The organism is Shewanella bicestrii, from assembly GCF_002216875.1.
Lineage (GTDB): Bacteria > Pseudomonadota > Gammaproteobacteria > Enterobacterales > Shewanellaceae > Shewanella > Shewanella seohaensis.
In genome coordinates this window covers 4,525,127-4,549,651 of sequence record NZ_CP022358.1, presented here as the reverse complement: position 1 = coordinate 4,549,651, position 24,525 = coordinate 4,525,127, and the positions used below count along the sequence as shown (strand labels likewise).

The window sequence follows — 24,525 nt, the reverse complement described above, 5'->3', positions numbered from 1 at the left end:
ACGTTAACTGCCTGCCTCTCATCATTACCTTCCTTCAGTGCTGTGTAAAACCGTAGATACCAAAATGAACTCATATTCGCTTAAACAAAAGATCCTGATTTCGGTCGTGATCGCGCTCTCCCTCGTCATCGGCTCACTGTCATGGCAAAGCTATTCCAGTCAAAAGTCATTGTTGCTGCAAAATAGCCTAGAGCAAGTGCAGCGCTTGGGTGAACAACAGGCCGAGCGCATTCAGGAATGGCTTGCGGGACGCCAAGATATCGTTGGGGCATTAGTCTCTAAGGTTGAAGGTAATAGTTTAAGTGCATTACAGCAGGCGCAGGCCTCTGGGCGATTCCAGCTGACCTATTTTGGTACCGAGACAGGGCAGATGTTGGATTCAGATCCAAGTATCGACCGCACGGGTTACGATCCGAGAACGCGCCCTTGGTATAAACAGGCCATGAATGAGCGCGGTCTTATCCTGACAAAACCCTATGTTGACGTGGCCTATAACGTGTTAGTGGTCACTATGGCACAGGCGACCTCGCAAGGTGTGGTGGGGGGCGATCTCTCAATTGCGAGCCTAGTCGAGAGCGTGAATCGCATGACACTCCCCGCCAATGGCTATGCGATCATGATGCACAAAGACGGTACTGTGATTGCTTACAAAGATGCTTCAAAGGCGATGAAGCCTGTCGGCCAAATCGACAACGATCTGAATCATGATTTACCGCAGCAGAGCCGCCAAGCGGGAGCCTTGCTGCCCATGTATTTTGAGAATGAGGGCCGCGACAAGTTAGTCTGGGGCGTCGATATTCCCAATACCGATTGGGAATTGGTGATAGTGCTGGATAAGGAGACCCTAGAGGCGCCGTTAACCGATCTTCTGCTGACGCAATTTGGACTTTCCGCCGTTGTGTTACTCCTGAGTGTGTTGGCGATTTCTTGGTTGGTGAATCTATTGCTAGGTCCACTCGGACGCGTGTCTCAGGCACTGGCACGCATTGCCGACGGCAATGGCGATTTAACTCAACGCATCGAGGTCGACACACAGGATGAAGTGGGCGTGTTGGCCGATAGCTTTAACCGTTTTGTCGGCAGCCAGCATCAATTGATCAGCCATATTCGTCAGTTAGCCAGTGAGCTAGATGCGGATGCCGAGCGCAGTCTTAAAACCAACCATATTGCCGTGGCAGAGTTGCAACGTCAGCAGCAGGAAGTGGCTATGGTGGCAACGGCGGTGACCGAAATGGCAAGCGCGACCAATGAAATTGCCGCCAATGCGGAAAACACTGCGACAGCGGCGCAGCAGTCGGCCGCGAGCAGTTTCCAAGGCAAAGAGCTGGTCAATAAAACCCGCAGTTCGATCAATTCCCTAGCCGATGAAGTCGCTCAGGCAACGGACGTGATTGAAGATTTAAGTCGCCATGCACAGTCGATTTCTAGCATTTTAGCAACTATTCAAGGGATTGCGGAGCAGACTAACCTATTAGCGCTCAACGCTGCGATTGAAGCCGCCCGCGCGGGTGAGCAGGGCCGTGGTTTTGCCGTGGTCGCCGATGAGGTACGGGTATTGTCGCGTCGGACTCAAGATTCGACCCAAGAAGTACATGCGACCATTGAAACCCTGCAACGCACCACAGCAAAAGCCGTGAGTTTGATGGAAAGCAGTCAAATGCTTGCAGGCAACAGCGTGGAAGATGCGAATGCCGCCGCAAAGGCATTGGAGGAGATCACCCAAGCCGTGAATGTGATTTCGGATATGGCGGGCCAAATTGCCACTGCCGCCGAAGAGCAAACCCAAGTTACTGGGGAGATCACCCAAAATACCGTAGCGATCAAGGACGTGACCGACGAAATCACCGAGGCCGCGAAATCGGATCTGACTCAAGCCCAAGGATTAAAGGCGCGCGCGAATGATCTCAACGCGCAGGTAGCGACCTTTATTCTGTAAGTGTGTTGAGTTGAATAAGCCCAGGATACGCTTGTGCCCTGGGCTTTTTTATGGCTTTTATCCTAGGGTTGCATAAGCTTTTCAACACTTTGGCAGATGGTATCACGCATCCATTTATGGCCTTGGTCTTCATCGTTGCGCTGATGCCAGAGCAGAACATAGGCCATAGGGATAAATTCAAAGGGCAGAGGCAATAGCCTCAGTGGATACAGCTTGCATGCGTGCAGTGCAAAGCTCGACGGCAAAGTGAAAATTAAATCACTGTGGGCGCAGATGCTGGCCGCGCCATAAAAATCGGGTACAGTCGTGCTGATTTTGCGCCTGTGGCCAAGGTCGGCTAGAAAGTAATCCAGCGCCCACCAATCACTCCCTTCACAGCGAACCTGTACATGCGCCATATCTAAGTACATGGATAAATCCCATTGGGGCGAGGTGAGTGCAGTCATCAAAGGATGATCTTGGCGCACCAAACACACTTGCCTGTCGGTAAACAGGGTTTGGCAGCTGATGCCATCTGGGAGTCTGTCCGTTTGCGAGTCTGACAGTGGGTGTAGATCCCGCCCCGAGATCCCAAAGTCAATTTGCCCCTGCTGTAAATCGTGCATCGATTTCTCGGTCCACACATAGGAGTCGAGCTTCAGATTTGGTGCAGTGCTTAACAATGGGCCGATAAAATAGGGAATTAAGGTTTCGTAAGCGCTTTCAACCATGGCAAAGGAAAACTGCCTGTAACTGCTGGCTGGTGTAAACGTCGGTGGCTGAGTGAGTTGATATAAGTCCTGTAAAATATTCGGTAATTTAAGCCCAATATTGAGCGCATGTGCCGTGGGTTTTAGGCCGTGGGCAGTGCGCTGGAATAGGGGATCATCTAGAGTTTCTCGCAGGCGATTCAAGCTCTTGCTTAATGCCGACTGGCTAATATGTAATCGACTCGCTGCGCGGGTGACGCTCTGCTCTTCGAGCAAAACCTTCAATATCACCAGTAGGTTGAGATCGATTCTGGCTAAGTTGTCGAGATTCATAGATATTCCTTAAAGGAAATTCACTTTGGAAATTATACCATTTCTGTTCATACCTTGAGTTATTTAAAATAGCGCCCACTGAAATACTTTTTACTGTTTAACCGAGATAAGTTTTATGCGGCGCAATCTGTTACCTATTTTGATGTCTTTGGTGCTACTTAGCCCTCTGGCAATTGATATTTACCTCCCTTCTATGCCCACTATGGCGGCAGAGTTCGCCGTGTCTGCCAGTGAAGTACAGTCCACCTTAGTACTGTTTTTATTTGCTATGGGTGTGGGACAGGTATTGATTGGCCCCTTGGCCGACCGTTATGGACGTCGCCCCGTGGCACTCTTTGGTGTGTTGCTCTATGGCGCGAGCAGTTTGCTCGCCGCTGCCGCGATTGAATTTCACTGGTTGCAACTTGCTCGCGTGCTGCAAGGGTTAGCGGCGTGTTCAACCTCGATTGTGGTCTTTAGCGCTGTGCGTGACTGTTATTCGCCGAAGGAAGGCGCCCGTATTTACAGTTACTTAAATGGTGCTATTTGCGTTATTCCCGCCTTGGCACCTACCCTTGGCGGACTATTAGCCATGCAATTTGGCTGGCGCTCGACCTTTGTGTTTATGACGCTATACGCGATTTTGATGATGCTATTGGTGGGCTATCGTTTACCCGAAACCCGTCCGGCCAATACCGTTAGCACAGGCCCATTGTACCGTTGGAGTCGTTATAAACCTGTGCTGAGCAATACCCATTTCTTGTTCTATGCTTTTGCCTGTATGTCGGCGATGGCGGCAATTTTAAGTTATGTGTCTTACTCTCCCGTGTGGCTTATCGGCCATTTAGGGGTGTCTGAGTTAGCTTTTAGTGGTTTGTTCGGTTTGAACGCTGTAGTCAATATTGTGGCCTGTTTTGCCGCGCCAGTGGTGATCCGCAAATTAGGCAACCGTCCAACCGCCATCCTTGCCTTAGTGCTACTGGTGCTCTCGGCGGTATTGATTATCGCAACGCAAGCCTTCGGCCCGAGTGTTGGTATGGCCGCCGCCTTTGCCTTTATGCTGCCTATGATGCTGTTGTGTATTGGTTTTGCGCTGTTATTAGGCCCAGCGACCAGTATGGCACTGTCTGCCTTTGGCGAGCGGGCGGGTACCGCTACGGCGATGTTAGGTTTTATTCAGATGAGTGGTGCGTCTGTGGTGGCTGGCCTTGTGCAGCAAACAAACCTGACCGCACCCTATGCTGTGGCCTTAGTGATGGGAGTATTTTCTGTCGGATTACTTTCAATGATGGCGCTCAGCCGCTTTGACCACTGGCACCAAGAGCAATTAGCCGCAGAGCATTAATTCGCCCTAAACGGCTAACCAAAAACACCCTTTGCCCGTAGCTTATTTGACCATAACTACGGGCATTTTTTATCGATAATTCAAGCTGCTATACTGCTGGATAAACGTTTTATAGAGAGTTTGCTTTGAGTCGCCATTATTGTCCTATTTGCTGTTATCCGATGAATGCATGCCTCTGCGCCCATGTGCAGCCGATACAGCCGCAAACGCAGCTAGTGATATTGCAACACCCTTCCGAAGTCGAGCATAAAAAGAATAGCGTCAAGGTGTTAAGTCTAGTAATCCCTAATACCCAAGTATATGTGGGGGAGACTGAGGCGGATTTTGCCTTATTGCGCGAACAATTGATGAATGGCGGACGCCCGGTCTATCTTGTTTATCCCTCTGAGCAGAGTGTGAGTGTCGAACAACAGAAGCTTTGCGCCGATTGTGTGCTGTTGTTGATCGATGGCACCTGGCGCAAAGCCTTTAAAATCTTGCAGCTCAATTCATGGTTAGCTCAATTGCCGGCGGTGCACTTGGCCGAAGGTTATGCATCAAGATACAAGATCCGCAAATCGAGTCGCAGCGACAGTTTATCAACCTTAGAGGCGAGTGCTTATATGCTAAAAGCACTCGAGCCGGATTTAGATGTGTCGCCTCTATTGAATGCCTTTGATGCTATGGTGGAGATGCGCATTCGGGCGATGCCAGCTCAAGTAAGGCTGCGTTATCAGGACGGAGAATAAGTGTTTTTAAATTCTTACGTTTTTGAGACCCCGTACGAATTAAAATAGTTAAAATCTTATTCAGATCACGCTAACGTAACGTAAAACAAGGTTTAATAGCGGTGATTCATTTGCAGCGCAAATGATGAGATAGCTTTGCCAGCCAATTGCTTTGCAGGGGAGTGATTCCATTCTTAATGGCGTGCTGGCAGGGCTATCGAGCCAATGAGTCAATTCGTAAAAATCCACCCATAAACCAGTCAATTATCACCATGTTGTAGCTCAACCTTAAGCGATACACCTTTCGGCTAAAAAGGCTTGGGTAAACTGCTCAACCGAACTGGGATAGCCAAACAAAAAGCCTTGTGCAAAACCTTGCCCCATATGGGTAATGATGTCTTTTTGCTGCTGCGTTTCAATGCCTTCAGCCACAAAGTGAATGTCGAGAGCCTGCGCTAATTGCACTATGGCGTGGCAAAGTTTTTGTCCCGAGACATCATTAAGGCGCATAGCAAATTCAGCATCAATTTTGACACTGTCTATCGGTAAGGTTCCTAAACGACTGAGTGATGAGAGACCCGTACCAAAGTCGTCAATCGCGATGCCGACACCTAAGGCTTTGATGCGCTCAAGGGTTTGGCGCACTAACTCGGGTTGACGTAACAGCGCTGACTCTGTGATTTCTAAAATCAATGCTTCAGCGGGCAGGGCGACCATTTCTAGGGCGCTAATCACTTGGCCGACAAAGTCCACATGCTCCAACTGTAAGGGCGATACGTTAACCGACACTTTAAAATCAGGCTGATAACTCGCGCGCCATATGGCGGCCTGTTTACAGGCTTGCTCGAGTGCCCATTGCCCAATGGTAATAATCAGCCCTGTTTCCTCGAGTAAAGGGACGAACTCGGCCGCTTCATAATGCTCGTTGGGGGATTTTTGCCAACGCAACAGCGCCTCGGCACCTATGGGCTTATTGGTGTGTAAATCCACAATTGCCTGATAGGCAAGATTGAACTGTTTGAGGCTATGGGCATGCCTTAGGTTGTTGATAAGTTTTAATTTAAGCTCGGCAGCTTGGCTCATCGCCTTGTCATAAAAGACTAAGTGCGGCTGATTTTTCTTCGCGCTATACATGGCGGTATCGGCCAAGCTAATCAGCTGTCCCGCTTGATCGCTGTGGGTTGGGAACAGCGCGATACCAATACTGGTACCGAGAAAGAACTTTTGCCCTTCGATTTCAAATGGACTGTCGAATAGGCTCAGTATTTGCTCGGCAAATAATTGAATTTCTTCCTTACAGCTGCAATCTTGCAGCACTAAGGTAAATTCATCGCCCCCCATACGGGCGATATCGGCCTTCTCAATGCAGCCCGCTTCTAAACGCGCGGCCACCAGTTGTAACACCCTGTCCCCCATGGAATGACCAAAGCTGTCATTGATGTTCTTAAAACCATTGAGGTCTAAAAACATCAGTGCGCCGAGGGTGGAAGGATCATCCTTCAGTTTATCGAGGGCACTATTGAGTATTTGCTTGAGATGATAACGGTTCGGCAACCCCGTTAATGTGTCGTACATAGCGCGGGTGGTGAGCTGCGTTTCGAGCAGTTTTTTGGTGCTGATATCGCTGAAAATATTCACATGATACAGGGCATTATCATCGGTCTCGATTCGGCGACTGCTCTGCCATGCGGGAAAGTGGCTCCCGTCAGATCGCTGTTTAAGCGTCTCACCATGCCAAAATCCCCGAAGTTTCATGGCGGCTTGGCAATCGGTTTCTTGCCCTGGAGGCAGGAGTTTAGCCTCTAAAAACTCAGGGGTTTTACCGATCAATTGCTCCGCACTGTAACCGCAGATACGGCACATAGCCTTGTTTACGGCCAATATGCGATTATCAGCATCGGTGATGTAAACGGCCTCGGCACTCTCCTCGAGTGTGGTCGCCATAATCTCCCGTGGGATATGGGCAAAGCCATCGGAGATCGACGGCCGAACTTGAGTTCGACGGTTGAGGGCTTGTAGCTCAACGAGCACTACGGCTTGTTGCTGTAAATAACAAGGGTAGAGTCTTACCTTGGTGGGGAGTTCTTTACCCTGTTGGCTCAGGTGGAGCCAACTAAATTCGACATGGTTCCCCGATGCCGCCTCAATAATCATTTCCCGTGCAAATTCAACGCTATTGCGTCCAGAGGATTGGATCCTAGGTGAAAAGTCATAGGGCGTGGTATTCACTAAGGCATCGTATTCGGTACCAAAGTAATCGAGGGTGGCGCTATTTGCGCTAATAAAACTAAAGCCTTGGATCAGGGCGAGGGGAGTCTGGTACGGATCGGCTTGCCAGCATGACAGCTTATCTTGCAATACAGGGTCATCTGTACTGAGTTTATTGAGCAAGTGTTGCCATCTGATCATTTAGGATACTCCCTTGTGACGCAAATTAAGGTCACATCCTATAGCTAGGTACTTCGTTTATAACGAAATTAATTCAAATAGTACATCATTCCAGCGAGGTTAAAATAAACCTAATCGAGGTTTTGCTCAAATAACAACTAAAAACTGACAGTCTAAGATAGCTGATTTTCAGCGTCTTACACGAAAATCATTCTAACTCACCACTGCAAAATACGGTTTTATGCTATGTTTTGCCCTGAATACCCAGTTTGCCGTGTCAATCAGCCGAGGAAGGACTCTAAGGAACATAGGATGCAAAAACTTATCCCCACCATCGCATTAAGTGTCGTTGTCGGCCTAGTATTACCTTCCGCGCACGCGGCTGATCAGTCGAAACCACGGCTGACCTTAGAGCAACGGGCCGATAAGGCGCGTATCGACTCGCAGCGTATCGAGCAGGCGCAGCTTGAAAAGGCACGTCGAGCCGCCCAAGAGACCTCGGCACGGGAAGAAAAAATCCGCCAACAGTCCAATCCGCAGGATTGGGAAGCCCAACAAAAGCTTAAGGCTCAAAAGCAGTTCGATGAAAGGGAAAGCCGCGAGCAAAAATATCTGCAAGAAGCCAAGGAAGCGGCCGCCAAAGAGCGTAAAATCCCCAAACCTTAGTTATTTTTACATTAAGGGCAATATTCACCGTTTGCCCTTTGATTCTGCTAGGAATTGCCGTTGAACACCTGCCCCCTTTGCCACAGTGCCAATTTAGTGGCTTACCACCAAGATAAACGCCGTCGTTACCAACAGTGCCAGCAGTGTGCCTTGGTGAGCGTGCCTGCCGAATTTTATCTGAGTCCTGCAGCCGAAAAGGCTGAATACGATAAGCACGAGAATCACCCGCAGGATCTCGGTTATCAGCAGTTTCTAGACCGAACCCTCGCCCCCTTGTTGAGCCGCTTTGCGCCAACGGCATTGGGGCTCGATTTTGGTTGTGGTGAGGGCAAAGCTTTGAGTCTACTGGCGCAAACGCGGGGTTATCGGGTCGAAAACTACGATCTCTATTACGCCAACCACCCCGAGTTACTTACGCGGCAATACGATTTTGTTACCCTGACAGAGGTCATTGAGCATGTGAGCGATGCCGATGCGTTACTGACCTTATTAAACACCTTGCTCAAACCCAAGGGCATTTTGGCCGTGATGACGAAGCGAGTGCTCAATCCCACGGCCTTTAGCACTTGGCATTATAAAAATGATCCCACCCATATTAACTTTTACTCCGAAGCCACCTTTCAATGGCTCGCCGAGCATTACGGCTGGCAACTGGAAATCATCGATAAAGACGTCGTGTTTTTGCATCAAGCTAATTAACCTGAACTTAGGTTAATTAATGCGCTTGAGGCTTTTGCTGCCGCAGATAAGTTGGGATTTGTAAGTTTTCTAAATCGAACTTGGATGGTGCAGGGTCGGCGATGGATATTGCCTGACGCTTAATAAAATCATGCACATTGATATAGTTGTCATTGACTGCCTGGATAGGAGCTTGAATTTCCGGCGGCGCGAATCCAATCCCTGTTGCTATCACCATGATTTCGAGCTCCGATTCGAGGTTCGGGTCGATAGTGAGCCCAATAATCACTAAGGCATCCCGCGGTAATTGCTCATGTACAGTTGCGCCGATTTGGTTGTATTGACTGAGCTCTATCGTGTCTTTTGCGACAACACTGACAATTGCCGCTTGTGCTTGATTGAGTTCAATATTATCGAGCAAAGGATGTTGCATGGCGCGTTTAACCGCCGAGATCAGATCCTCGTCGCCCTGAAGGCAGCTCACGCCCATTGCGGCGCGACCTTGACGGCTGATAACGGAAATAAAGTCATTTAAATCAATATTGATAAGCCCAGCTTGGCTGATGGTATTGGCAAGCCCCAGTAACACATCCTGTAAAATTTTATTGCTCTCTTTGAATGCATTAAGCAGGGTCACTTTGGCGCCAAGCACCTCGGCAAGCTTATCGTTGGGGAGAACGATAACGGCATTGGCGCTCTCCAATAATTCCTGCAGTCCGGCTTCGGCATTGGTCTTTCTGTGCTGGCCCTCAAAGCTAAAAGGCATGGTCACAACGGCGATAACAGGTTTGGTTAACTCTCGAGCGAGCTTTGCCACCTGCGGTAGCGCGCCCGTACCTGTGCCGCCGCCTAATCCTGCCGTGAGAAACACGATATCGCTATGCTGCATTTGTTCAGTTAATGCCTGCGCCGACTCAATCGCTGCTGCGCAGCCGACATCGGGCTTGGCGCCTGCGCCTAAGCCTTTTGTCGTTTGTGAACCAATTTGAATGCGGTAATGGCTGCTGGTGGCTGCCATGGCTTGGGCATCGGTATTGACGGAAATTAATTCTACGCTGGATGGCAGATTGACTTGGCTGAGTTGATTAATGGTATTACAACCACAACCTCCGACGCCGAATACCGTTAATTTAGGCATGGCGCCAGCGGCGGTTTCATGAATTAGTTCAAACATAGCACTCTCACAGTTAGCAATGGTAAAGCAAGACTAACCTTGAGTTGCGACTCAGCTTGTCGCATCAATGCGATAAACGGTTTAACGGTATTTCGCCGCCATTTTTTGGCTGAGTGCAACAAAGTGCTCCCGCAGTTTTACCGGTGCCAGCACCTCCACGGTATCGGCCATTTCCCACAATGCTGCGCGCAGTTTTGGGGTGTCAGTGACTTCTGCTACTACATAAAAGCGGCCATCCTCGCGTAATTGCATGGTCTGGTTATCGCTAAACTTGGCTTCGCGCATGATAAAACTCGCCTTATCGGAGAGCAGCAGTTCGAGACGCATCTTCTCGCCACGCGAGCCCTGTGCGGTTTTATTGATATCAAAATCGGCACTCTTAACCGCCGCGCTGGGCAATAGCTGCGCGTTACGCAGTAATCCTATCGGTTTGTGGTGGCGGCGTTTATCGAAGCTGCCAATGGTAAAGGCGAGTAGCGCCACCCCATCGCGGATCAAAATACCTTGTGGATTAATGGGGTTGTAATGCAGCCAATGCATTTTGCCATTGATCCATTTTTTGATATCGCAGCGAATTTGTTTCTTATCCAAAATCGCTTGCTGTATGACCTCTAAGGACTGAGGTTGGTGCTGCGGCAGGATAAAGGGATAAGGCTCGGGAAGCTGTGCGACTCGGCACGCCCAATAGAGCCAAGGGTTTTCGGGATCGCTAGCCAGCACCTGATCGGCCCTGTCGAAGTAGGGCTGTAATTGCTGCAAGCTTTGTGGTGGCATTAACTGACTGGCACTGCGCTTTAAGGTGGTTAAAGCCAGCGCCATATGTTGGTCCATTAGATCTAGGTTCAACCCGCGCCAGCAGGACTCAATCGACCAACCATAGGGCTTGTTTCTATCATCGAGGCGTAAGCCAAAGGTGCCCATTTCATACATGGCCTTTAAATCCCTTTGCACCGAACGCTTACTGATATCCTGCGTGCGGTTTGCCAGCCGCTCGACTAATTCGTTCACCGAGATTTTACGTGGCGCCCGCGGGATTAAGCTCAGTAGTGTCACTTGGCGTTGAAAGTTAGGCTGCATGATGAATTTTTCGATGTTTAGCGGAATAACATTATATTAATCAAAGGCTGCGACAAAAGCTGTCGCAGGTTTTGTATGGTGTGTGAAAATCTTTCAAAATCCCGACTGACTCACCTTATGCGAGTAATCGCATTGTCTCGGCTTTTGATTTCATAAGACCATCAACAATGGATTGTCGGCATATTTTGCAAGCCGCGTGATTTACACTGAGTGTAGTAAAACATTCACTGCGTAATGTCTCCTTACTATTAAATCTATTAACAATTTCTCAATGTCCGTGTAGTTTAGATAGCTTATAAAAACAACAATAGGTTATCGCTATGACTGTATCCTCGGTATCGCGCGCTTTATCAACATCCTCTGTAGCAACATCCTGTGCACCTTATTCCAATTCGCTCGGTGTGAGTACATCCAAATTGACCAAGAGCTTACTCGCTTCCATCGTCACCATGAGCTTAATGGGTGCAGGGGTAAGCACTGCCTATGCGGCGCAGCCCGATGCGGCCAAGTTAGCGGCGGGTGTGGAGCAAAAGGTGATCGACTGGCGCCGTGATTTGCACCAACATCCTGAGTTATCTAACCGTGAGTTTCGCACTAGCAAGATTATCGAAAAGCATCTGAAATCCCTCGGATTAGAAGTGCAAACAGGCATCGCTCATACTGGCGTTGTAGGCATCTTAAAGGGCGGTAAACCCGGTCCCTTAATTGCGATCCGCGCGGATATGGATGCTTTGCCCGTGACCGAAGTGGTCGATGTGCCCTTTGCCTCTAAAGCGACAGATACCTATCGCGGTCAAACCGTTGGGGTGATGCATGCCTGTGGCCATGATACCCATGTGGCTATGTTGATGGGTGTGGCCGAAAATTTAGTGAAAGTGAAGGATAGTCTTGCCGGCGATGTGATGTTTATCTTTCAACCCGCCGAAGAAGGTGCGCCTGATGGCGAAGAAGGCGGCGCGGAATTAATGCTAAAACAAGGGCTGTTTGCCAAGCGTAAACCCGACCAAGTGTTTGGCATGCATGTAACTTCAAGTATGCCAAGCGGCATGATTGGTGTGCGTAGCGGCCCAGCCATGGCGAGTGAAGATTCCTTTACAATCAAAGTGAAAGGTCGCCAAACCCATGGTTCGCGCCCGTGGAATGGCGTCGACCCTATCGTCGCCGCGGCGCAAATTATTACCAATGTGCAAACCATTGTCAGTCGTCAGGTGGATATTACCAAAGCACCCGCCGTGGTGAGTTTTGGCGCAGTAAATGGCGGCATTCGCTCGAATATTATTCCCGATGAAGTGGAACTGATTGGCACCATCCGTACATTCGATCAACCTATGCGCGCCGATATTAAGGTGCGCTTGGCCGAAATCGCCGAGTTATCGGCAAAAACCTTAGGCGCCACCGCGACAACCGAAATCCATCAAGGTTATCCCGTGGTGGTGAACAATCCTGAATTGGTCGCCAGTATGCGCCCCGTGCTTGCCAGTGTGGTCGGCGATAATATGTTGATTGAGCCCGGATTAATCACAGGTGCCGAGGACTTTTCCTTCTATGCCCTAGAGTCTCCTGGGATGTTTTTCTTCCTAGGGGTAACACCAAAAGACACAGATCCTGAAACGGCGGCCAGTAACCATTCTCCCGCCTTCTATGTGGATGAAAGTGCGTTAAAAGTTGGTGTTGAGGCCATGACCAAGGTTGCCCTTACGGCACTTAAGGCGCAATAAACCGCTTAAGCCTTATTCCGTCAGCTTTTCGGTATAACTTGAGCTTACAAAAAATCGGCGCGGGAAGGCCTTCCTGCGCTTGATTTGCTAGGCAATTTGCCTTCATATGTGGATTTTTACAGCAAGGAGCGAACAAGATGAAGCGCACGCTATCGGCGCTGGTGTTGGCGATGGGGCTCTTTAATCCCTTGAGCCAAGCACAGGCCACAACGGCAGAAGACATCAAGAGTTTTACGCTAGCCAACGGCATGAAAATCATGGTGCTAGAGGACTCTTCTATTCCCAATGCCAACATGTATCTGTTTTGGAAAGTCGGTTCCCGCAACGAAGTCCCGGGGATTACCGGTATTTCACACTTTTTCGAACATATGATGTTTAACGGCTCGAAAAAATACGGCCCTAAGATGTTCGACCGTACCATGGAAGCCGCAGGCGGGGCTAACAATGCCTACACCACAGAGGATATGACGGTTTACACCGACTGGTTCCCAGCTAATGCGCTAGAAACCATGTTCGACCTCGAGGCTGACCGTATCGCCAACTTAGATATCAATCCCGATATGGTGGAAAGCGAGCGTGGCGTAGTACAGTCGGAGCGTTCGACTGGGCTTGAAAACTCCAACTGGAATACCCTCGAAGGCGAAGTTAAAGGCGTGGCCTTTTTAGCGCACCCTTACTCTTGGTCTGTGATTGGTCATGAGTCGGATATTGCCGCTTGGACTCTAGAAGATTTAGTGCAATACCATAAAACCTACTATGCGCCGAACAATGCGGTCGTAGTGATTGCCGGTGATGTAAAGCTGGCTCAAGTTAAGGCATTGGCGGATAAGTATTTTGCGCCCATTCCTGCGCAAACGCCGCCTAGGGCCGTGCGTACCGTCGAGCCTTTGCAAAAGGGTGAGCGCCGTACTTTCGTTCAAAAAGCCTCGGTCAGTACACCTAACGTGATGTTGGCGTACCATGTGCCAGCGGCGACCCATGCCGATTATTATGCCTTGGATCTGCTCAGCTCTATCCTAAGCCAAGGTAATAGCTCGCGTTTATATCAAGCGCTGGTAGATAAGCAAGTCGCGCTCGAAGCCGAGACTTATATGCCGATGTCGGTCGATCCTAACCTGTTCTATGTGATGGGCGTAGCCACGCCTGAAGTGAATGCTAACACCTTAGAGCGCGCGCTGATCGAACAAATTAATAGCATTGCGACCAATGGCGTGACCCAGCAAGAGCTAGATAAAGTCAAAAATATCAAGTTGATGGACTTTTATCGTGCGATGGAAACCATCAATGGTAAGGCCAACACCATAGGCACCTATGAAATGTATTTTGGTAGCTACGATAAATTATTTAATGCGCCAGAGGCCTATAACAAGGTAACGCCTGCGGATATCCAACGTGTTGCCCAAACCTATTTACGCAAATCGAATCGCACTGTTGCGGTATTGGCGGCAAACGAGGAGTCGGATCAATGAAATTCTCCTTTGTTAAATCATCCTTTATAAAATCATCTCTGCAGCCGACTAAGTTAATGGTCGCATTAGCCCTAGGCGCTAGCTTAGCCTTATCCGGCTGTGCCTCCACCACGGCACCAAAACGCGTCGATACCGGCAGCTTTGCCATGCCAAGTTACGACAAGTTAGTGCTAGATAACGGCCTAACCGTGTATTTAATGCCACAGCGCGAAGTGCCGTTAATCACCCTAAACGCGGTCGTGCGTGCTGGGGCGGTAAACGACACCACAGCGGGTATCGCCCAAATGACCGCCGAGGGTTTACTCCTTGGTGCGGCGGGTAAATCCAAGGCCGAGATTGAGCAGCAAGTGGATTTTCTCGGCGCTAGCTTAGGGGCCGAAGCCGACAAAGAAGGCAGTTATCTGGCCGCCGATTTTATGGCGAAAGATACCGATGTGATGCTCGGCCTATTCAGCGCCGCGCTATTAAGCCCAGACTTTGATTCGGCCGAGTTCGACAAGCTTAAGCAGCGCGCCATTGCGGGTTTACAGCAGGATAAAGAAAGCCCGCGCGCCGTGATTGGTCGCTACTTCGATAAACTGGTGTTCGGTGCCCATCCTTACGGTAATGCCTCATCGGGTAATCGCGAGTCACTTGAGCAAGTCACAGTGTCGCAGCTGCGCGCCTTCCATAAAAGCTACTATCAACCTGCCAATACCGCATTAACAGTGGTGGGGGATTTTGATGTGGCGGCGATGAAGGCCAAGCTAACCCAGACTTTTGGTCAGTGGAAAGGCAGCGAAAAACTCGTTCAGCCCGACTTAAACCAAGGTTTGCCAAAGTTAACTGAGGCCAAAGTGCTGCTGGTGGATAAGCCAGATGCGATGGAAACCACCTTTGTTATCGGTGGTTTAGGCATTAGCCGTGATAACCCTGACTATGTGGGGCTAACGGTCGTGAACACCATTTTAGGTGGCCGTTTTACCTCTTGGCTGAACGATGAACTGCGGGTGAATGCGGGGCTAACCTATGGCGCGCGCTCCGGTTTTAGTCCTTATACCGACTCGGGCGTGTTTACCATTAGCACCTTCACTAAGACGGAAACCACTCAAGAAGCGATTGATTTAGCGCTGAAAACCTATGCTCGCTTATGGGAGAAAGGTGTCGACCAAGCGACTCTTGATTCGGCTAAGGCCTATGTTAAAGGTCAGTTCCCGCCTAAGTTTGAAACCTCGGGCCAATTGGCTGGACTCCTATCTGGCATGTATCTCTACGGCTTCGATGATAAGTTTATCAATGAGTTCCAAGCCAAAGTGGATGGCTTAACCTTAGAAGAAACCCAAAGGTTAGTGAAAACTTACTTCCCACAAAAAGACCTGCAGTTTGTGCTGATTGGCAACGCCAGCAAGATAGCACCTATCGCGGCCAAGTATGGCCAAGTGCAAACCGTGGATATTAATGCGGTGGGTTTCGGTCAATAACCACTGGCGTTAGTCTATTTCGCCCAATAAAAAGGTCTGCTTAGTGCAGACCTTTTGTTTTTCTTTTCTAGGTGTTATTGCGCACCGGGCTTAGCGTAATGGGTCATCCAATCCTTCACTTGGTTATACCAATAGATGGAGTTGTTGGGTTTCATGATCCAATGGTTTTCATCGGGGAAATAAATCATCCGCGATTCGACATTACGGGTTTGCAGGGTGCGGAACAGCTCAAAACCTTGGCCGACGGGCACACGGTAATCGAGTTGTCCATGGCTGACTAAGGTTGGGGTGTTAAAGTTGGCGGCAAAGTAATGGGGCGAAATGGCTTTATACAGCTCAGGATTATCCCAGTAGTTACCAAAGCGAGTGCTGTGGACGGCAAAGTCCGCCGACATTTGGGAGTACATGTCGTATACCGCTGCGTGGATCAGCAGCGCCTTGAAGGGATGCGGCTGACCTAAAATAATCGAGGTTAAGTAGCCGCCATAGCTGGCGCCGCCGGCGACCATACGATCGCTATCGATCCAACTTTGTTGCTTAAACCAGTCTGCGGCTTTGAGCACATCTTCGAGGGATTTGTTTTTCCAATCTGGGTTAATGGCATCGGCAAACTCTTGTCCAAAGCCGCTAGAGCCGTGGAAGTTTGGCCAGGCGGTGACATAACCCCAAGAGGCGAAGGTTTGCGCGTTCCAGCGGAAGTGGAAACCATCGCTAATGGCGTTGTGTGGACCACCGTGGATCAACATAAACAGCGGGTACTTTTTGCTGCGATCGAACCCAGGTGGATAGTGCACCCACATTTGAATATCTTGGCCCTGGTAACCCTTGTAGGTGACCGACTCATAGGTGCCTAAATCGACATCCTTTAAAATCTCGTCGTTAAACTGCTCTAAACGCTCGGTTTTACCATTGCGGGGGTTGATGCTGACTAAACGCGCGGGATACAAAAAGCTTTGATTAGTCGCAATCAACTGGCCATCTTTAGCGATAGCAGGTTGGCTATAGTCGGTCGCTTGAGTGATGGCCTTGGCCTTACCGCTCTTGGCATCGATATGATAAATACGGTTTGTCGCCGCATCATCAATGCTGGCATAGAAGCCCTTGCTGTCATGTGTCCATTCAAATTGAGACACTGAGCGATCCCAATCCGCGGTAAGCGTGGTGAGTTTGCGACTGCTCACATCCAGCAGCATCAACCTTGCGGTATCGGCATAAAATCCGGGGATTTTTTGCCGAGTAAAGGCGAGGGTTTTGCCATTAGGGCTAAATGTTGGGTTCAGGTCCGGCGCTGGGTTATCTGGAGTGATATTTTCAGCCTTGCTGCCGCCTATGGTGGCGAGGAACAAGTCTAACTTAGGGTCGACGCGATTATCCGAACCATAGGCGCTAAAGGCAATTAAGCGTTCATCGGGGGAAATATCATAGCTTGAACTGCTTTGGCTTGAGCGTGGCAGCTCATGGCCTAAAGGCTGAGTCACGGCTTCAACCGCGCCGCCTGTGGCTGGGATCCTAAATACATGGGCCTGACGGCGCTCATCTAACCAATGATCAAACTGCGAATAGGGCAGCGCATTCCACTGGCGGGCGGAGACTTTATTATCTTTATCTGTCTTAAGCTGGGTCTTCATTTGCTCCCAGTTCTGCTCAGGGAAGATATTGCTGATAAAATACAAATGCTTGCCAACCCACTTGATGCCATTGACGCCAGTGGGGATATCCGTGAGTTTGCTGGCTTCACCCGGGCCATCCATAGGTAACAGGTAAATTTGGCCCGCGTCGTCATCGTTACGTTCGCTGATAAAGGCCAAGGTTTTGCCGTCTGGCGAAAATACTGGCTCGCTGACTTTTAAGCCTTTTGCGGTAATCGCACGGTTATTTTTACCTTCACCGTCGAAGCGCCACAGTTGGGTTGAGCCCTTGTCTTCCTTAAGGTCGTATTCAGTCACAGGCGCAATAATGTGCTCGCCCGTGGAGGACACCACAGGGCTACCTATGCGTTTGAGTTGCCAAAGTAATTCGACTGAGAGTGGTTTGCTGGCTTCTGCAAATGCCGTACTGAGGGGCATGAGCAGACTCAGCAGTATAATTCCTGCCTTCTTCACTAGATGTCTCCTTATCATTCAGAGTGTTATCGTTATTTTTCCCATTAAACCCCAAAGTATAAAAACCGAGCATGAAATCAAGCTGAGTCTGTGAAGGTTGAGGCGGACTTTTATGTAAGTAACTGTAACCACGGGCCACATTTTGATGACGAGGCATGACTGGCATGGCGCAAACTGTCGTGACGTATTTGTGGCTAAGGGGTTTTAACGCTAATGTATTGGGAGATTAAAATAGGACTTGAATATGGCGTTAATCATCCCGCAAAAACTGGGCAAGTTATTGATAAAAAATGTATTGATACTCGCCTTGGGCAGCTTGGCTCTCTTTCCTGCGCAAGCCGCTAAGATCAGTTTTAAAGCCTTTTGCCCACAAATGGTGGGGCAGTGGCAGGGCAATGCCGCTAAGGTGGGGGAAATCCCGAAGCAAGTCATAGTCAACGGCTTTTGCTCCCATGATCAGCGCCAGTTGATCCTCTCCGTAAGTGTCGGAACGCGCGCTCCCTACAGCGAGACATGGTGGTTTCGGGAGCAGGGCGAGCAAGTACTGTTAACCTACTACGACGGTGTCTCGCAGGAAAAGCAGCAACTCTTTAGTTTATATCAACAAAATGGCGATTATTCCCTGCTTGGCGAGGGAGTCGTGAATGCGCGCGCCGCCTTAATCCAACTGTTATTCGAAGCTAAATTGCCCCAAGGGGCATGGCAGTGGACGCAAAATATCCAATATTTAGACGATGATATCGACCGCTATCAGCTCTTTCGTGGGATAGAGATGGCGCCTGTCGCACCATCTTATTAAGCCGACTTATTCATACTCGACAATACGCAACTCACTTTGGGGACATTTTCGAGTTAAAGCCTTAACTCAAACGCGTTTGTTTCAGATAAAAATATCTATGGGTAACGCCCGCATTTGCGGCTGGTTTGGAGCGCAGCGGAAAACCAGTCCGACAACATGCGCTTGTTAGTTTCTTTACTCAAAATCACTTGCCTATTTTCCCCATTGCATCCATGTAGTTTTCTAGCTCCCCAATAGCATCTAACATTCTGAATGGATTATTTTGGGCAGCCTCGTCCTCATGAGCTTCAGTAATACTGCACCACGGGCAAAGATGGTCACCATTAATCAATGGTTCAGAGCATGATTCGCACGAGTTATTTGTTTGTGAAATACCTTCATCTTCAAATATAAAGATATCTCCGCGTTCATCTTTCATATAAGGTTTTGGATGGCTCTTGCCAATATGCAGCTTATACCAAGCTAAATCGTTTTCTTCCGCAAGAGATAGGGCCTCATCTATGCTTCCTTCAGGGAATTTGGGGCCAACAATAATAGATGTAACAAACTCAATAGGTATGAAGAGTATGCTATTTCCATTTATTTCTTCTGTTATATTCTTCATATCGACGAACCTGCACTCTCGCTCATAGCTCCATTCGTCATATTTCGTGAAGTAGGATTCTACAAATACAAACTCTTGAAGTTCATATGCATATCTTGGCTTCTTTAAAACAGCTGCTCTCTGAAGGATCTTCTTTAAATTCTCATGTGGGGCTTTTCGATAACTAACCTCCCATATAGGATTGCCTTCAAAATGCTTCTGCATCCCTTCTAAGTCAAATTCAAGAACAAAGCCGGAGTGATTGTTTGCATAGTGCGCCCACATTGGGGAAACAATAGGCGACTGTGAAAAGCAAGTCGTCGGATTTTGGGGAATACCTCCGACAATGTCGCTGTAGAATGCAAGCTGATCGGTTGGAGTGTTTAAGTCCATCCCCAGAAACAGCTCATAAGGGTCATTATAATCCTTGGGCAAGGAGCATTTTACGCCGCAGAATCCATCTCTATTAAATACCAATTCAAGTACATCATGGCTGAAATATTTATATATTCTACTCACAGGCTCTTTATCCATTTTTGATTTTTTCTTTTGAATGTCATTCAAGGCCTGCTTGAATCTCTTCATCTTTAATTTCTTACCGACTCTTCCCATAAGTCTCAACTATGCGAGGAAACTAACGCCCTGTTAAGGTGTGAGCAACGCAATACCGAAGCCCCTGCAAACCACCTTAAACACTAAACGCAACGCATAGTAAAAATGCCACGCGTTGCGAATCACTCTTAAACAGATTGTTATATGCCTGAACCCAAAGCCTGAGAGTCCCTTAGTGAGCACCCAAAGTAAGAACTACAAGCTATATAGCCTTTTGCGATCTTTACGATAGCACTTAAAAGCCAAGACCCAGAACGAAACTAAGGCAAACAATGCTACCTTGTCGTATCTATGTAATAGCTTCCCAACTATGGCATCTTCCAAAGGTTTCATTACCCCTTGGAACTCAATTTCAGCGATGTAGTATTTGCCGACCAATAAAATTACGAAGTGAAAAACGACGCCAAAAATCAATGCTAATTGAGTGCGTTTGGACAATGAAAGCACATATAGAAATTCATATACAAAGTTCATTTTTACTTCCTAGCTGTATTGGCATATAACATTTTATTCGTGCGCATGCGCGTTTACCTCGTTGGACCAGTGAAAACGCGCACGATTAACTATCTGTATGCAAAGAACTTATCAGCTTTCTTCCAAATACACCATCTGGGAAAACGCGCATGCGCGTTTTCCAAACCTATAAACTAAAAATCTGCCATCATAGTTAATTGATTTAATGGAATTTTATTTATTACAAATGGAGTTAGAGCGCACTGATTTTGTCTAAACATCATACAAAGATGCCTAAATTTAAATATGACTGTATACCCATACGTTGTTAGTCGATTTCTGGTAAGGCCAAACATAGGCAAATAGATAAAAATATGTATGGCAGCAGGAGTGGGAGTTTTCGATCGAGCTAACGAGCCGAAACATGGAATGGGGCAATTAGCTTTTTTGCCAAATGAACAGTGCAATGGCCGTCAAAATTGCCATTGTTGCAACAGTGACCGTTGGCGACATGGATGTCGCCGTCGAGCCTATAGGGACATATTCACGGCGTGTCACTGGGGAAACAATGACAATTCATCCTACACACCTGACGACAAGCTTATCTCGCTTTAGGGCAAAAGCTTTTAGCCAGATGAACAGTTCAATGGTCGTCAAAATTGTCACTGTTGCAACAGTGACCGTTGGCGGCATGGCCGCTCTTTCACAACTGACCCATAGGGATATGGGAAATGCCACTATGGTGTCGGGAACATCATTGGCCATGTGAACGCGGCATTTACACTTCCATGTGTTGCAGATGCCGTCGTCGAGCCTAGCGGGACAACTCTGTTAAATAAAACCGCGTTATGTCAGTGGGAAACAATGACAATTAATCCTACATACCTGACGACAAAATTACTGGCTTTCAGCCCGAATTGAGTTAAAGCAATCTTGCGGAGTTGATGACTTAGTGATTGGAAAATTGGCTGGTTAAGTCCAGCCAATTTAAATCAGTATTCCTACCTATTAAATTGCGCCTTCAAACCCGAGCTGACGCCAGGCTTCGTAGCTGATAATCGCCACGGCATTGGAGAGATTGAGGCTGCGACTGGTGGCCGCCATCGGAATGCGTAATCGCTGCTCGGTTGGGATCGACTCGATAATTGGCATAGGTAGCCCACGGGTTTCTGGGCCAAATAATAGCACGTCATCCTTGGCAAAACTGAGTTCAGTGTGAGGGCGGCTGCCCTTAGTGGTACAGGCCATAATGCGTTTGCCTGCCATGGCTTCGAGGAAGGCATCGAAGTTTTTATGGCGAGTCACATTGGTTAAATCGGCATAGTCTAGGCCCGCGCGGCGCAGTTTTTTCTCTTCAAAATCAAACCCTAGTGGCTCAATTAGATGCAGTTGGCTGCCGTTGTTTGCGCAAAGGCGAATGATATTACCCGTGTTGGGTGCGATTTCTGGCTCATAGAGTGCGATATGGAACATGCTTGCCCGCCTATAAAAAATGACGCCCGATTATACGGCAAACAAGCCTTAAGCGCAGCTCTGCGTGCGCATATCTAAAGCGGCATAAATGCGAATCCATTTTCTTTTCTCCCTATTAACCTTATCTCAGCACTTGCCTGTTTTATTCTCTCAAAGTAATATATCTCAATATCAAGATACTTTTTAAGAAGTCATTATGCCGTTTGTGATTGCGTTACTCGCTCCAGTGTTTTGGGGGACTACCTATGCACTGGTGAGTCTTTACTTACAGGATATGTCGCCTTACTGGGTGGCGGTTTGGCGTGCGCTGCCTGCGGGCATATTGCTGCTGATGCTGCGCCCACGTTTGCCGACGTTGGCGTGGTCTAAATTAAGCTTGCTGGCGTTTTGTAATATTGGCGCCTTCTTTGCGCTGCTGTTTATTGGCGCCTATCGGCTACCGGGTGCCGTTGCGGGCACGCTGGGTGCGACATTGCCATTAATCTTTTTGATCCTCGCTTGGCTGATTGATAAAAAACGCCCGGGGATGAAGTGGTTACTGCTCGGCTTAATGGGCCTCGGTGGCGTGATTTTATTGCTGAATCCCTCGGCGGATCTCGACCCGATTGGTGTCCTGTGTATGCTGAGCGCGACGACTCTGATTGCCTTTTCTTCCCGCTGGATGCAGCGCTGGGATGTGGGCGACTTTTTAGTGCTTACCGCTTGGCAATTACTCTTGGGGGGATTGATGTTGATCCCACTGGCTTGGTTTATGGCGGGACCGCCACAGATCCCGAGTATGGATGTGGTTCCCTCGTTAATCTGGCTAGTTACCGCCAATACAGCAGTGGCTTATTGGGCTTGGCTCTGGTCAATGCGAAATTTAGGACCAGAAATCATGGGGATGGTGGCTTTAGTCAATCCCGTGGTTGCCGTATCATTAGGCGTATTGATTGTGGGTGAAGCCTTAGATATGCGCCAGTGGGCAGGGATTTTAGTGATTTTACTGTCGCTACTGCTGATGAAGTTGCCGCAAAACTTGAGGTGGAATCCCTTAAAAGCGAGGGGTTAGATGCTAAAACACTTAGACTTAAACTTACTGCCCGTACTGGAAATTCTCCTCGAGGAGCAGAGTGTCACGGCCGCGGCGGCGCGGCTGCATTTAAGTCAGTCGGCGGTGAGCAAGCAATTGACCCGCTTGCGCGAAGTGTTTGATGACCCCTTATTCGAGCGCACCGCCTACGGCCTTAAGCCGACGCCCAAGGCGCTGTCGCTGGCGCCCGACTTGCGCCAATGTTTACAGCAATTAGCGCAATTTACTCGGCCAGACAGTTTTGAACCCGCCTTAAGTCAGCGCCAGTTTCGAATGCATCTGGTCGAAACGACCTATTCGCTGACCTTTCCACACTTTATGCCTTCGCTTTTAGCGCAGGCGCCCGGTGTGAGCATTAATTGCCAAACCTGGCGGCTGGACACCATGGATAGACTCCTGCGCTGCGATATCGATCTCGCCATAGGTTGCCGCGAATGGGATGAACGTTCGCCCATGCATGTAAACCATATTCCGGACGATATCCATTATGTTGAATTGGTTCAGGATTACACAGTTTGCCTGATGCGCCGTGACCATCCTGCACTTTCGCAGGAATGGGATCTCGATACCTTTTTAAGCTATCGCCAGTTACAGGTCGCCTTTGGTGGCTTGGAATATTGGTTGTTAGACGATGTGCTGCAAATCCAAGGGCGTAAACGGGATATTGCGGTCAATATGACCGACTTCCAGAGTGCGCTGGCCCTGTGTGAGCAGAGTGATTTGATTCTCTGCGCTCCTTCCCGTTATGCCTTAGCGATGATGAAGTCGTTTGATCTTAAGTATTTACCCTCGCCAATTAAACTGATCCCCGGTGCCTATCTGCTGATGTGGCATAAGCATTTCGAGCACGATCTCAGCCATAAATGGCTGCGGGAACTGATTATTAACAAAGTCAGCGCCTCGCTTCCTAACTGATACCTGCCCCAGTGTTTAGCCAAGCCTGTAACTTGGGCAAAATCGCCTGTCCATCGGCTAGGCCTTGGTGATACACGGCGGTCACTTTATCGATATTGCGGTCAAGCCGCGAGAGGTTAAGTGGCGCAGCAGGGCGGATCACAAAGGTATGGCCGCTGGCAACACTCTGGGCGAGTTCCTCGAGGGAGTGGTTATAACGTTGGTGGCGTACTTTGAGCGCGGCGGCCACTGCCGGATAAGCTTGATAACGCTTGCGTGCTAACCAGTTGAACTTCATCGGCGATTTTCGATAGTTTGCGTCCTGAGTCAGGATCACCACTTGGCGAGAGTAGCCCTCTTGCTGCGCCTTCGCTACCGGAATGGGCGCGGCGATACCGCCGTCGAGGTAGGTTTGCTGGTTTATCTGATAGGGATTGGCCATAAAAGGCAGGCTAGAGGAGGCGATAAGTACATCGAGCAATTTGTCGTGCTCTTGAAAATCGGCCATGCCAAAGTAATCGGTTTGTCCTGTCTGGCAGTTAAACGCCCCGACTTTAAACTCGGTTCCGCTGCCTAAAAAGGTTTTAAAATCAAAAGGCTGTAACTCATAGGCCATGCGCTTATAGGTAAAGTCGGTGTTGACATAATTGCCCGTGGCTAACCAGTGGCGTAGCCCCATGTAGCGCTTATCCCGCAGATATTGCTGCTGAATTTGTAAATTGCGGCCAAATTGGCGTGAGACATAAGAAGCGGGATAAATCGCCCCCGCCGATACACCTATCACATAGGGGAAGTGCAATTGTTGCTGCAAAAAGGCATCTAACACGCCGGCGGTATAAATTGCCCTCAGGCCGCCGCCCTCTAACACTAAGGCCACATCTTGCATTGAGTTACTGCTGTTTAATCGAATGGATAGAA

Annotated in this window: 21 protein-coding genes; 12 read left to right on the top strand and 9 right to left on the bottom strand. The window is 48.8% G+C overall.

Going from position 1 to position 24,525, the window contains the following annotated elements:
* The first annotated feature begins 64 nt into the window (after positions 1-64).
* Positions 65-1,936 (top strand): methyl-accepting chemotaxis protein, encoded by a 1,872-nt coding sequence (locus CF168_RS19905; RefSeq protein WP_089068756.1) that lies wholly within the window; start codon positions 65-67, stop codon positions 1,934-1,936.
* A 62-nt stretch (positions 1,937-1,998) separates the two neighbouring features.
* Here CF168_RS19905 and CF168_RS19900 read toward each other — a convergent pair whose 3' ends face one another.
* A complete protein-coding gene (locus CF168_RS19900) occupies positions 1,999-2,958 on the bottom strand; it encodes a LysR family transcriptional regulator (protein ID WP_089068755.1) in 960 nt (319 codons plus the stop codon).
* A 115-nt stretch (positions 2,959-3,073) separates the two neighbouring features.
* Between CF168_RS19900 and CF168_RS19895 the strand changes: the two genes are divergently transcribed.
* Entirely contained in the window at positions 3,074-4,282 is a 1,209-nt protein-coding gene (locus tag CF168_RS19895; RefSeq protein WP_086903546.1) for a multidrug effflux MFS transporter, read from the top strand.
* 125 nt (positions 4,283-4,407) lie between these two features.
* Positions 4,408-5,010, top strand: a complete 603-nt coding sequence (locus CF168_RS19890; protein WP_089068754.1) for a tRNA-uridine aminocarboxypropyltransferase — start codon at positions 4,408-4,410, stop codon at positions 5,008-5,010.
* A 267-nt stretch (positions 5,011-5,277) separates the two neighbouring features.
* Here the strand turns inward: CF168_RS19890 and CF168_RS19885 are convergent, their stop codons facing one another.
* The gene (locus CF168_RS19885) at positions 5,278-7,398 is read right to left on the bottom strand and encodes a putative bifunctional diguanylate cyclase/phosphodiesterase (RefSeq protein WP_089068753.1); all 2,121 of its coding nucleotides are present in this window, start codon (positions 7,396-7,398) and stop codon (positions 5,278-5,280) included.
* A gap of 291 nt (positions 7,399-7,689) precedes the next feature.
* Between CF168_RS19885 and CF168_RS19880 the strand changes: the two genes are divergently transcribed.
* Together CF168_RS19880 and CF168_RS19875 are read left to right on the top strand one after the other, a co-directional pair.
* Positions 7,690-8,043, top strand: a complete 354-nt coding sequence (locus tag CF168_RS19880) for a hypothetical protein (protein WP_086903549.1) — start codon at positions 7,690-7,692, stop codon at positions 8,041-8,043.
* A gap of 60 nt (positions 8,044-8,103) precedes the next feature.
* Positions 8,104-8,742 carry a class I SAM-dependent methyltransferase gene (locus CF168_RS19875; RefSeq protein ID WP_089068752.1) on the top strand — a complete coding sequence of 213 codons (639 nt, stop codon included), beginning with the start codon at positions 8,104-8,106 and terminating at the stop codon, positions 8,740-8,742.
* Positions 8,743-8,758: 16 nt separating this feature from the next.
* On the opposite strand, the gene ftsZ is transcribed toward CF168_RS19875, so the two are convergent.
* A complete protein-coding gene (gene ftsZ / locus CF168_RS19870; protein WP_089068751.1) occupies positions 8,759-9,895 on the bottom strand; it encodes a cell division protein FtsZ in 1,137 nt (378 codons plus the stop codon).
* A gap of 81 nt (positions 9,896-9,976) precedes the next feature.
* Positions 9,977-10,972 (bottom strand): helix-turn-helix transcriptional regulator, encoded by a 996-nt coding sequence (locus CF168_RS19865; RefSeq protein ID WP_089068750.1) that lies wholly within the window; start codon positions 10,970-10,972, stop codon positions 9,977-9,979.
* A 320-nt stretch (positions 10,973-11,292) separates the two neighbouring features.
* Here CF168_RS19865 and CF168_RS19860 point away from each other — a divergent pair, with 320 nt between their 5' ends.
* The 3 genes from CF168_RS19860 to CF168_RS19850 all read left to right on the top strand — a co-directional run bounded on the left by CF168_RS19860 (position 11,293) and on the right by CF168_RS19850 (position 15,619).
* On the top strand, positions 11,293-12,690 hold the full coding sequence (locus CF168_RS19860; protein ID WP_089068749.1) for an amidohydrolase: 1,398 nt from the start codon (positions 11,293-11,295) through the stop codon (positions 12,688-12,690).
* A 137-nt stretch (positions 12,691-12,827) separates the two neighbouring features.
* A complete protein-coding gene (locus tag CF168_RS19855) occupies positions 12,828-14,159 on the top strand; it encodes a M16 family metallopeptidase (RefSeq protein WP_086903554.1) in 1,332 nt (443 codons plus the stop codon).
* The gene (locus tag CF168_RS19850) at positions 14,156-15,619 is read left to right on the top strand and encodes a M16 family metallopeptidase (protein WP_086903555.1); all 1,464 of its coding nucleotides are present in this window, start codon (positions 14,156-14,158) and stop codon (positions 15,617-15,619) included. The genes CF168_RS19855 and CF168_RS19850 overlap by 4 nt, the downstream gene beginning before the upstream one ends.
* Positions 15,620-15,693: 74 nt before the next feature.
* Here the strand turns inward: CF168_RS19850 and CF168_RS19845 are convergent, their stop codons facing one another.
* Positions 15,694-17,721, bottom strand: coding sequence for an alpha/beta hydrolase family protein (locus CF168_RS19845; protein WP_089068748.1), 2,028 nt, complete (start codon positions 17,719-17,721; stop codon positions 15,694-15,696).
* Positions 17,722-17,965: 244 nt separating this feature from the next.
* Here CF168_RS19845 and CF168_RS19840 point away from each other — a divergent pair, with 244 nt between their 5' ends.
* Positions 17,966-18,520, top strand: a complete 555-nt coding sequence (locus CF168_RS19840; RefSeq protein ID WP_089068747.1) for a hypothetical protein — start codon at positions 17,966-17,968, stop codon at positions 18,518-18,520.
* A gap of 184 nt (positions 18,521-18,704) precedes the next feature.
* Here CF168_RS19840 and CF168_RS19835 read toward each other — a convergent pair whose 3' ends face one another.
* Complete coding sequence (locus CF168_RS19835) at positions 18,705-19,688, bottom strand: DUF2971 domain-containing protein (RefSeq protein WP_240520048.1); 984 nt, start codon at positions 19,686-19,688, stop codon at positions 18,705-18,707.
* Between the two features lie 222 nt (positions 19,689-19,910).
* Positions 19,911-20,189 (bottom strand): hypothetical protein, encoded by a 279-nt coding sequence (locus CF168_RS19825; protein WP_089068745.1) that lies wholly within the window; start codon positions 20,187-20,189, stop codon positions 19,911-19,913.
* Positions 20,190-20,634: 445 nt separating this feature from the next.
* Here CF168_RS19825 and CF168_RS19820 point away from each other — a divergent pair, with 445 nt between their 5' ends.
* On the top strand, positions 20,635-20,937 hold the full coding sequence (locus CF168_RS19820; RefSeq protein WP_240520047.1) for a hypothetical protein: 303 nt from the start codon (positions 20,635-20,637) through the stop codon (positions 20,935-20,937).
* 239 nt (positions 20,938-21,176) lie between these two features.
* On the opposite strand, the gene trmL is transcribed toward CF168_RS19820, so the two are convergent.
* Positions 21,177-21,641, bottom strand: coding sequence for a tRNA (uridine(34)/cytosine(34)/5-carboxymethylaminomethyluridine(34)-2'-O)-methyltransferase TrmL (trmL, locus tag CF168_RS19815; RefSeq protein ID WP_011624457.1), 465 nt, complete (start codon positions 21,639-21,641; stop codon positions 21,177-21,179).
* 196 nt (positions 21,642-21,837) lie between these two features.
* Here trmL and CF168_RS19810 point away from each other — a divergent pair, with 196 nt between their 5' ends.
* The gene (locus tag CF168_RS19810; protein WP_011624456.1) at positions 21,838-22,692 is read left to right on the top strand and encodes a DMT family transporter; all 855 of its coding nucleotides are present in this window, start codon (positions 21,838-21,840) and stop codon (positions 22,690-22,692) included.
* Positions 22,693-23,628: a LysR family transcriptional regulator gene (locus tag CF168_RS19805; protein WP_089068743.1), complete on the top strand. Its 936-nt coding sequence runs from the start codon at positions 22,693-22,695 to the stop codon at positions 23,626-23,628.
* Here the strand turns inward: CF168_RS19805 and CF168_RS19800 are convergent.
* Positions 23,621-24,493 (bottom strand): patatin-like phospholipase family protein, encoded by an 873-nt coding sequence (locus CF168_RS19800; RefSeq protein WP_089068742.1) that lies wholly within the window; start codon positions 24,491-24,493, stop codon positions 23,621-23,623. The genes CF168_RS19805 and CF168_RS19800 overlap by 8 nt on opposite strands.
* Positions 24,494-24,525 lie beyond the last annotated feature (32 nt).

What these genes read in the sequence shown, in the direction of transcription:
- CF168_RS19905 (WP_089068756.1), top strand. Translation starts at nt 65, where the DNA reads ATGAACTCATATTCGCTTAAACAAAAGATCCTGATTTCGGTCGTGATC.
- CF168_RS19900 (WP_089068755.1), bottom strand. Translation starts at nt 2,958, where the DNA reads ATGAATCTCGACAACTTAGCCAGAATCGATCTCAACCTACTGGTGATA.
- CF168_RS19895 (WP_086903546.1), top strand. Translation starts at nt 3,074, where the DNA reads ATGCGGCGCAATCTGTTACCTATTTTGATGTCTTTGGTGCTACTTAGC.
- CF168_RS19885 (WP_089068753.1), bottom strand. Translation starts at nt 7,398, where the DNA reads ATGATCAGATGGCAACACTTGCTCAATAAACTCAGTACAGATGACCCT.
- CF168_RS19880 (WP_086903549.1), top strand. Translation starts at nt 7,690, where the DNA reads ATGCAAAAACTTATCCCCACCATCGCATTAAGTGTCGTTGTCGGCCTA.
- ftsZ (WP_089068751.1), bottom strand. Translation starts at nt 9,895, where the DNA reads ATGTTTGAACTAATTCATGAAACCGCCGCTGGCGCCATGCCTAAATTA.
- CF168_RS19865 (WP_089068750.1), bottom strand. Translation starts at nt 10,972, where the DNA reads ATGCAGCCTAACTTTCAACGCCAAGTGACACTACTGAGCTTAATCCCG.
- CF168_RS19860 (WP_089068749.1), top strand. Translation starts at nt 11,293, where the DNA reads ATGACTGTATCCTCGGTATCGCGCGCTTTATCAACATCCTCTGTAGCA.
- CF168_RS19855 (WP_086903554.1), top strand. Translation starts at nt 12,828, where the DNA reads ATGAAGCGCACGCTATCGGCGCTGGTGTTGGCGATGGGGCTCTTTAAT.
- CF168_RS19850 (WP_086903555.1), top strand. Translation starts at nt 14,156, where the DNA reads ATGAAATTCTCCTTTGTTAAATCATCCTTTATAAAATCATCTCTGCAG.
- CF168_RS19840 (WP_089068747.1), top strand. Translation starts at nt 17,966, where the DNA reads ATGGCGTTAATCATCCCGCAAAAACTGGGCAAGTTATTGATAAAAAAT.
- CF168_RS19835 (WP_240520048.1), bottom strand. Translation starts at nt 19,688, where the DNA reads ATGAAGAGATTCAAGCAGGCCTTGAATGACATTCAAAAGAAAAAATCA.
- CF168_RS19825 (WP_089068745.1), bottom strand. Translation starts at nt 20,189, where the DNA reads ATGAACTTTGTATATGAATTTCTATATGTGCTTTCATTGTCCAAACGC.
- CF168_RS19820 (WP_240520047.1), top strand. Translation starts at nt 20,635, where the DNA reads ATGGCCGTCAAAATTGCCATTGTTGCAACAGTGACCGTTGGCGACATG.
- trmL (WP_011624457.1), bottom strand. Translation starts at nt 21,641, where the DNA reads ATGTTCCATATCGCACTCTATGAGCCAGAAATCGCACCCAACACGGGT.
- CF168_RS19810 (WP_011624456.1), top strand. Translation starts at nt 21,838, where the DNA reads ATGCCGTTTGTGATTGCGTTACTCGCTCCAGTGTTTTGGGGGACTACC.
- CF168_RS19805 (WP_089068743.1), top strand. Translation starts at nt 22,693, where the DNA reads ATGCTAAAACACTTAGACTTAAACTTACTGCCCGTACTGGAAATTCTC.
- CF168_RS19800 (WP_089068742.1), bottom strand. Translation starts at nt 24,493, where the DNA reads ATGCAAGATGTGGCCTTAGTGTTAGAGGGCGGCGGCCTGAGGGCAATT.